The 8,491-nt window shown below is 63.4% G+C and carries 10 protein-coding genes; 3 read left to right on the top strand and 7 right to left on the bottom strand.

The annotated features are described in order from the left end of the window. The 3 genes from MOV75_RS18750 to MOV75_RS18740 form a co-directional block, all read left to right on the top strand. Positions 1-491: response regulator (locus MOV75_RS18750; protein ID WP_247006354.1), on the top strand; the 491-nt coding region annotated here is incomplete at its 5' end. A gap of 108 nt (positions 492-599) precedes the next feature. Beyond that, the gene (locus MOV75_RS18745) at positions 600-1,229 is read left to right on the top strand and encodes a histidine phosphatase family protein (protein WP_246923325.1); all 630 of its coding nucleotides are present in this window, start codon (positions 600-602) and stop codon (positions 1,227-1,229) included. A 109-nt stretch (positions 1,230-1,338) separates the two neighbouring features. Further along, positions 1,339-2,397 (top strand): AI-2E family transporter, encoded by a 1,059-nt coding sequence (locus MOV75_RS18740; protein WP_246923330.1) that lies wholly within the window; start codon positions 1,339-1,341, stop codon positions 2,395-2,397. A 3-nt stretch (positions 2,398-2,400) separates the two neighbouring features. Here MOV75_RS18740 and MOV75_RS18735 read toward each other — a convergent pair whose 3' ends face one another. From MOV75_RS18735 to hisH, 7 genes are all read right to left on the bottom strand, one after another. Then, a complete protein-coding gene (locus tag MOV75_RS18735; protein ID WP_246923340.1) occupies positions 2,401-4,371 on the bottom strand; it encodes a PAS domain-containing sensor histidine kinase in 1,971 nt (656 codons plus the stop codon). Between the two features lie 135 nt (positions 4,372-4,506). Beyond that, complete coding sequence (locus MOV75_RS18730; protein WP_247006352.1) at positions 4,507-4,746, bottom strand: hypothetical protein; 240 nt, start codon at positions 4,744-4,746, stop codon at positions 4,507-4,509. Positions 4,747-4,849: 103 nt separating this feature from the next. Continuing rightward, a complete protein-coding gene (gene coaA, locus MOV75_RS18725; protein WP_246923348.1) occupies positions 4,850-5,806 on the bottom strand; it encodes a type I pantothenate kinase in 957 nt (318 codons plus the stop codon). A 20-nt stretch (positions 5,807-5,826) separates the two neighbouring features. Continuing rightward, entirely contained in the window at positions 5,827-6,153 is a 327-nt protein-coding gene (locus tag MOV75_RS18720) for a phosphoribosyl-ATP diphosphatase (protein ID WP_246923351.1), read from the bottom strand. 90 nt (positions 6,154-6,243) lie between these two features. Next, the gene (gene hisF, locus MOV75_RS18715; RefSeq protein ID WP_100175253.1) at positions 6,244-7,017 is read right to left on the bottom strand and encodes an imidazole glycerol phosphate synthase subunit HisF; all 774 of its coding nucleotides are present in this window, start codon (positions 7,015-7,017) and stop codon (positions 6,244-6,246) included. 3 nt (positions 7,018-7,020) lie between these two features. Further along, the gene (hisA, locus tag MOV75_RS18710; RefSeq protein ID WP_246923355.1) at positions 7,021-7,764 is read right to left on the bottom strand and encodes a 1-(5-phosphoribosyl)-5-[(5-phosphoribosylamino)methylideneamino]imidazole-4-carboxamide isomerase; all 744 of its coding nucleotides are present in this window, start codon (positions 7,762-7,764) and stop codon (positions 7,021-7,023) included. A gap of 154 nt (positions 7,765-7,918) precedes the next feature. Continuing rightward, positions 7,919-8,491: imidazole glycerol phosphate synthase subunit HisH (gene hisH, locus MOV75_RS18705; protein ID WP_247006350.1), on the bottom strand; the 573-nt coding region annotated here is incomplete at its 5' end.

The raw sequence follows: 8,491 nt of genomic DNA, 5'->3' as shown, positions 1-8,491 counted from the left end.
CGCGCCTCGGGCGGACGCCGGAGGTCGCCTCACCCGATCTCGCGCCGGAACCACCGGCCGAAGCGACCGGCGCGACTCAAGCAAAGGGCTTTTCGATTCTCGTCGCCGAGGACAACGAGATCAACGCGCTCTTGATGCGCTCGCTGCTGACGAAACTCGGCCATCGCGTCGTCATCGCCGTCCACGGCGAGGCCGCGCTGGAATCATGGCTCGCCGCTTCATCGGCCGGCACGCCCTATGATCTCGTGCTGATGGATATCCAGATGCCGCAGCTCGACGGCATCGAGGCGACGAAACGCATTCGCGCGCATGAGGCCGCCACCGGCGGCCATCACACGCCGATCCTCGCGCTCACCGCCAACACGCTGGTGGAGGATCGCTATGCCTGCTTCGAGGCAGGCATGAACGGATTTCTGATCAAGCCGCTCGACCGGGAGAAGCTTGAAGAGGCGCTGGCTGGCCTGGCGGCATCACGGCGGCTGGCCGTCTGACCCGGAATTTCGCGGGAACCTTCATCGCGGCGAGCAGTCGATAATTGAAATCGACCGCCTTGCGCGTCACCATAAGCTGGGGGCGTTTTGCAACGAAGGACTTTGCGCATGAACGTGCTTTGCCGCCTCGCATTCGTTGTTTTTCTCGCTGGAATGCCCCGCCACGCCGCGGCCGATACGCCGGAGCTCATCGCCTCGCTCAAGCAAGGCGGCTTTGTCCTGATCTTTCGGCACACCGCCACTGACGACAGCCAAAAGGACGTTTACCCCTTCAAGTTCGACGACATGAGTGCCCAGCGTCAGCTCAGCGAAAAGGGCAGGGACATGGCGCGCCAGATCGGGGCGGCCGTCAAGGAGCTCGCGGTTCCGATCGGGGATGTCTACACCAGCCGGCTGAACCGCGCGGTCGAGGCCGGCAAGCTGATCTCCGGCCGCGAGGTCAAGCCGGTTGACGCGTTGACGGACAGCAGCAACGCCAGCGCATCGGGAATAGCAAACCCGACCGGCGCCAATGCAAAGGCCGGCCAGGCCGTGCGTCAGCTCGTCGACGCGCCTCCGAAAGCCGGCACCAACACGTTCCTGGTCACCCACAAGACCAACATCGCAGACGCCTTCGGCAAGGAGGCTGGCGACGTGCAGGAAGGCGAAGCCTTCGTCTACAAGGCCGGTGGCTCTGGCCCCGCCACCTTTGCGGGACGCATCAAGATTGCCGATTGGGCTGCGAACACCGGCAAGTGACCGATCCAATTCGGCGCCCCGTCGCGACCGAGGCGGGCGTGACTTGCCGCTCCGCCACAGTCCTGTGATACCAACGTCCCGAGAGGTGCGACTGGAGGGCCGGCGACACGTGAGAACATCGGAAGACCGCTCATTCCTCGTCTGGCTTGGCGTGATCTCCGTCGCGTTCGGCTGGCTGCTTTGGCCATTCTCTGGCGCATTGTTGTGGGCCACGCTGCTCGCGATCATTTTCGCGCCGCTCTATCGACGTTGCGTAGAAATGTTCCCGAAATGGCGCAACGTTGCCGCACTTTCCACCGTCGTCGCCGTGGTCGTCATGGTCCTGATCCCCGTCGGGGTCATCATCGCTTCGCTCGTCGACCAGGGAGGCGAGCTGTATCAGCGCGTTCAGTCCGGGGAGATCAATCTGGCTCATCCCCTGCAGCAGCTGAAATCCGCGCTGCCCGACTGGGCTGCTTCGCTCTCGGATCGCCTGGCCGGCATCGATTTCTCGGCCCTGAAGGAGCGCCTGTCGAGCCTGGTCGTCCCGGCCGGCCAGCAGCTGGCCGGCCATGCGATCAACTTCGGTCAGCTGACATTGGAATTCGTCGCAAGCTTGCTCGTGATGCTGTACCTGCTGTTCTTTTTCCTGCGCGATGGTGACGAGCTCAACATACGCATCCGCAATGCGCTGCCGCTGCGGCCGAGCCAGACCGCCGAGGTCCTGGATGCCTTCACCCTGGCGGTTCGCGGGACGATCAAAGGGATCATATTGGTTGCCCTGATCCAGGGAGCGCTTGGCGGGGTGATCTTCTGGCTGCTCGGCCTGACTGCGCCTTTGCTCGCGGGTGCCGTCATGGCGCTGCTTTCGCTTCTGCCTGTGCTCGGCTCCGCGCTGGTCTGGGTTCCGGTCGCAATCTACTTGCTCGTGGCCGGCTCGGTCACGAAGGGCATCATCCTGCTCGCTTTCGGGACCTTCGTGATCGGTCTTGCCGACAATTTTCTCCGCCCGATCCTGGTCGGCCAGTCGATCCAAATGCCGAGCTATGTCGTGCTGCTTGCCACCCTGGGCGGCCTTGCGGTTTTAGGAGCGAACGGCTTCGTCATCGGCCCACTCGTCGCCGCAATGTTCCTGACGGCGTGGCGCATCTTCGTGACCTCGAAGGCGCGGCGGGACGTCAAGGAGTGACCTTCATTCCTTAAGCGGTCGGTCCAGTACCTCGCGCACGCGCAGCGCCAGCTTTGCCTGGGAAATCGGCTTTTCGAGCAGGTCCACGCCTTCATCGAGCCGTCCCTGATGGACCACGGCATTCCTGGAATAGCCGGTCATGTAGAGGATCTTCAATCCCGGCCGGATCTGCTGCGCGCGTCTCCCGAGTTCACGCCCATTGATTCCGGGCATGACGACATCGGTGAGAAGCAGGCTCACCTTGGGCTCCTCCTGCAACAGGATCGTCAGCGCTCCCTGGGCACTCGGGGCAGAAACGACGCGGTAGTTCAGATCGCGCAGCACATCGGACACGTAGGCCCTGAGGTCGGCGTCATCTTCAACAACGAGAATGGTCTCGACCTTTTCTCCTTCAGGCAAGACATCGTCCGGCTCGCTCACGGCCGCCTGGAGCGCGCCGTGGTAGCGCGGGAAATACATCTTGATGCTCGTACCGTGGCCGATCTCGCTATAGATTTTCACATGCCCGCCGGACTGCTTGACGAAGCCGTAGACCTGACTGAGTCCGAGCCCGGTCCCGTGGCCCGGCTCCTTGGTCGTGAAGAACGGCTCGAAGGCGTGGTCGACGACGTCCGCGGCCATTCCGCTTCCGGTGTCGGTCACACAGATGGCGACGTATTGGCCGGGAGACAGCTCGGGATTGAGCCGGCTGTAATCATCGTCGGCCGCGACGTTCACGGCCTCGACCGTGAGCTTGCCGCCTTCCGGCATGGCGTCGCGGGCGTTGATCGCGAGATTGATGATGGCCGATTCGAGATGATTGGCATCGGCCTCGATTTGCCAGAGACCGGCGCTCCCGACCGCCTCGACCTCAACGCGCTCGCCCAGTGTGCGCTGGAGAAATTCCTGCACGCCGTTGAGGAAGTTGTTGACGTTGATCGGTTTCGGATCGAGCGCCTGCCGGCGGGAGAAAGCCAGGAGACGGCTGGTGAGCGCCGCAGCTCTCTGGGCGCCACGCTTGGCATGCGCTAAAGAGCGCTGCAGATTGCTGCTGCCGGCCAAGTGGCGGGCATTGCGCTCGGCGGTTTCGATATTCCCAAGCACGATCATGAGCAGATTGTTGAAGTCGTGCGCGATGCCACCACTGAGCTGCCCGACGGCTTCGAGCTTCTGAGACGCAACCAGCTGCTCCTGGACCTGCTTGAGCTCGTCCTGAGCATGCTTGCGCTCGGTGAGATCGCGGGTGACCTTTGCAAAGCCGACGATGTGGCCTTCCTCGTCGACGATCCGATCGATGACGACCGACGCCCAGAAGCGCGACCCATCCTTGCGCATGCGCCAGCCTTCAGCCTCGAAGCGGCCGTGCTCGGCAGCTTCCGCCAGGGCGCGTTTCGGAACTCCGATTTCGAGATCTTCGGGCGTATAGAACTGGCTGAAGTGGCGCCCGATGATCTCATTCGGTGCGTAGCCCTTGATGCGCTCGGCGCCGGGATTCCAGCTCGCCACGTTGCCCTCGCGGTCGAGCTGGAAGATGGCATAGTCAATGACGGCCTCGATCAATCGGCGGTAGCGTCGCTCGCTCTCCAACAGATCGAGATGGGCCTGCTGACGTTCGGTGATGTCACGCGTCACCTTGGCGAAGCCGATCAACCGACCCTGCTCGTCCTTGATGGCATCGAGCACGACGAGCGCCCAAAACCTGCTGCCATCCTTGCGGACGCGCCATCCTTCGGAATTGAAGCGTCCCGTCTCACGCGCCGTCGCCAGCGCCTTCCCGGGCAAACCCGCCGCGCGGTCCTCAGGCGTGTAGAACACTGAAAACGGTTTGCCGACGATCTCGCTGGCGGAATATCCCTTGAGACGCTCGGCCCCCGCGTTCCAGCTTCTCACGGTGCCGTCGATGTCGAGAATGAAGATGGCGTAATCGACGATCGCGTTGACGAGCAATTCAAGGCGGCGGCCGTCCCCGATCTCGTCGAGTGGCGTTTGGCTCATTTCTGTCCTGAAGGTGCTCGTGGGATGGCCTGCCTAGCTCAACGGCTCTCCAGCAGACATAGTTCCCGGCCAACCTACGATTATACCTTCGCCTGGATCGGCGGAGGATAATGGCTTTGCAGGAGCGGCGACCCCTCATGGGGCATGAGCGAGAAAGGGCGGCGCAGAAAGTTTCTCAGGTGGGACTTGGGCGGCCTTGAATATGGTGTCGGCCTGGGCCGCGCGTTTGCAATGCGGGCAGACGAAGAGATGCGCGATGATCGGGACCGGCTCGTCCGCGAGCAGTTCGGATCGGTACCACCTCATCTCGATATGGCAATCCGGGCAGGTCGGTGCTTCGAGATGCTCGGCGGCGTTTCTGAGACGATCAACCATGGGCCATCAGCGTTTTCGGATTCCATAACGGAATACCCTTGGTCGGTCTGCAACAAAAGACACTCAGTCTGAAATTTTGAAGGCCGTCCACCGACCGCCGCGGCTACAGCCTTCGCAGCGCCACGCTCTCCACCGTGTGGTCGGCGCCCTTCTTCAGGATCAGCGTCGCGCGGGGGCGGGTCGGCAGAATGTTGTCCTCGAGATTGGCGAGGTTGGTGCGCTCCCAGATCGCGATCGCCGTGGCGGTGGCTTCCTCGTCCGACAGCAGCGCGTAGCGGTTGAAATAGGATTTCGGGTTGGTGAACGCGGTGTCACGCAGCGCCAGGAAGCGCTTGATGTACCATTGCCGCAGCGCCGCTTCGTCGGCGTCAATATAAACCGAGAAATCGAAGAAGTCGGAGACGACGGGCACCGCCTTGCCATCGCGCGGCAGCTTGCCGGTCTGCAGCACGTTGACGCCCTCGACGATCAGGATGTCGGGCTGATCGACCTCGGCCCACTGGCTCGGCACGATGTCGTAGGTCAGATGCGAATAGACCGGAGCGCGCACGTGGCGGCGGCCGGATTTGATGTCGGAGAGGAAGCTGAGCAGCAGCGGCAGGTCGTAGCTTTCCGGAAAGCCCTTCTTCTGCATGATGCCCTGCCGCTCGAGCACCGCGTTGGGATAGAGAAATCCGTCGGTCGTGATCAGTTCGACCTTCGGCCGGGGCGACCAGCGGGCCAGCAGCGCCTGAAGCACGCGGGCCGTGGTGGATTTTCCGACCGCGACCGATCCGGCGACACCGATGATATAAGGCACCTTGCGGTCGCGGATGTCGAGGAATTGGCGCTCGGCGTAATACAGGCGCTGCATCGCGTCGACATAGATCGAGAGCAGGCGCGACAACGGAAGATAGATGTCCTCGACCTCCTGCAAGTCCAAGCGGTCGTGCAGCGAGCGCAGCCGGTCGAACTCGCCCGGCTCCAGCGTCATCGGCGTGTCGTCGCGCAGCCGCGACCATTCTTCGCGCGTATAGACGCGGTACGGATTATACTGCTGCTCGGGTGCGCGGATATCCATGACGCGACCTCTCCACTCGACTAGTTACCGCCCTTGCGCGACGCCTTCTCTTCCAAGCCCGACATCGTCGTTCGCTTCTCGAGCATCGCCTCGACCTCTTCCAGCTTTACGCCGCGTGCCTTGAGCAACACAAGGAAATGGTAGAGCAGGTCGGCGCTTTCGGCGATCAGATGCGCGCGATCGTTTTCGACTGCTGCGATTACGGTTTCGACTGCTTCCTCGCCGAACTTCTTGGCGCAATGCTCGGCGCCCTTGTCCAGGAGCTTGCGGGTATAGGACGCTTCGCCACCGGCGGCGGCGCGGGCGTCAATGGTCTCGGCCAGATCGTGGATCGTGAAACGCGGCATCGGAATTACTCGGAAACACGCTTGGCAACAGACTTGGCCACGGAGGCCATTCCCCGTCGCCTCATGTAGCACTTTTGCGAACGGGAGTCGTCAGGCATCGAGGCGCATCGCCAGTCCGCGCCGGGCCATGTGCTCCTTGGCTTCGCGGATGGTGAATTCCCCGAAATGGAAGATCGAGGCGGCGAGCACAGCTGTGGCGTGTCCGTCGCGGATACCGTCGACGAGGTGGTCGAGATTGCCGACGCCGCCCGATGCGATCACCGGAACGGGAACGCTGTCGGCGATCGCCCGGGTCAGCGGGATGTCGAATCCCTGCCTCGTGCCATCGCGATCCATCGAGGTCAGCAGGATCTCACCGGCGCCGAGCGCGACGACTTCCTGTGCGTATTCGATGGCGTCGATACCGGTCGAATTGCGGCCGCCGTGGGTGAAGATTTCCCAGCGGTCGCCGCCCGGGCGCTTCACCCGTTTGGCATCGATCGCAACCACAACGCACTGCTCGCCGAATTTCTCGGCCGCTTCCTTGACGAACTCGCGCCGCGACACCGCCGCGCTATTGATCGAGACCTTGTCGGCGCCGGCGCGCAGCAGCGTCTTGATGTCGTTGACCTCGCGCACGCCGCCGCCGACGGTGACAGGCATGAAGCAGGCCTCCGCGGTGCGGCGGACGACGTCCAGCATGATGCCGCGATTCTCGTGGGTCGCGGTGATGTCGAGGAAAGTGAGCTCGTCGGCGCCGGCCGCGTCATAGGCGATCGCGGCTTCGACGGGGTCGCCGGCATCCCTGAGATCGACGAAGTTGACGCCCTTGACGACTCGGCCGTCCTTGACGTCGAGGCAGGGGATCACGCGCACCTTGAACATGTGTCAGCTCCCAGGCGCGCGTGCGCTGCGGATCAGAGTGAGGGCGGCGGCGGGATCGAGTCGGCCATCGTAAAGCGCGCGCCCCGCGATCGCGCCGGCGAGCCTCGATGCCCGCGGCGTCAGCATCGCCTTGACGTCCTCGATCGAGGCGAGACCGCCGGAGGCGATCACGGGAATCGAGATGGCGTCGGCCAGAGCAATGGTCGCATCCAGGTTCAGGCCCTTGAGCAGGCCGTCGCGCGCGATGTCGGTGAAGATGATGGCGGCAACGCCGGCGTCCTCGAAGCGCTGCGCGATCTCGAGCACCGTCACCTGCGAAGTCTCCGCCCAGCCTTCGACCGCGACCTTGCCGTCACGCGCATCGAGCCCGACCGCGACGCGGCCGGGAAATTTTTTCGCGGCAGCTTTCACCAGCTCCGGATCGCGCACCGCGGCGGTGCCGATGATGACACGGGTGATGCCCTTGGCGAGCCATGCTTCGACGGTTTTGAGATCGCGAATGCCGCCGCCGAGCTGCACCGGGATCTTGATCGTCTTCAGCATCGCCTCGACAGCCTCGGCATTCACCGGCCTGCCGGCAAAGGCACCGTCGAGGTCGACGACGTGGAGATACTCAAAACCCTGCTCGGCAAAGCTCTGCGCCTGCGCTGCAGGATTGAGGTTGAACACGGTCGCGCGCGCCATGTCGCCTTGCTCGAGGCGCACGCACTGGCCGTTCTTGAGGTCGATCGCGGGGAAGAGAATCATGTCGTACCTGCTCTCGTCCCCGTCATGGGGACGGACTTGTCAGCTAAGCACTCCGTCATTGCGAGCGCAGCGAAGCAATCCAGACTGCCGGCGCGGAAAGACGCTGGATTGCTTCGCTGCGTTCGCAATGACGAGATGAAAGCCGTCGAATCCATCACGGTTTCCATCGCAGAAAGTTCGAGATCAGAGCGAGACCGAAACGCTGGCTCTTCTCGGGGTGAAACTGCGTGCCGATGGCGGTGTCCTTGCCGACGATCGCGGTGACAGGCCCGCCGTAATCGGCCCGCGCGAGCACGTCCGCCTCGCTGGCGGGGTTGAGGTGGTAGGAGTGCACGAAATAGGCGTGCTGGCCCTTGGGGCCGAGCGGCAGCTTGTTCAGCACCGGATGCTCCTGCAGCACCTCGAGCGTATTCCAGCCCATGTGCGGGATCTTCAGGCTCTCGTCGCGCGGCGTGATCTTCTCGACGTCGCCGCCGATCCAGCCCAGGCCTTCGGTGATGACATGTTCCTTGCCGCGGCTCGCCATCAATTGCATGCCGACGCAGATGCCGAAAAAGGGCCGCGCCTTGACGCGCACCGCTTCGGTGATCGCCTCGACCATGCCGTTGACGGCGTCCAGCCCGCGGTCAGCCGCTTGCTGCGCGACTTCCAGGCGCTGCTGAAGATGGAGCTGTTCGAGCGACGCGGCACCGGCCTCGTGCCGACCGCCGCGGCGATGGCGCTTTAT

The organism is Bradyrhizobium sp. PRIMUS42 (assembly GCF_023006515.1).
Taxonomy (GTDB): Bacteria; Pseudomonadota; Alphaproteobacteria; order Rhizobiales; family Xanthobacteraceae; genus Bradyrhizobium.
The sequence above is the reverse complement of the archived record's forward strand: the minus strand, read 5'-3'. Positions and strand labels throughout refer to the sequence as shown.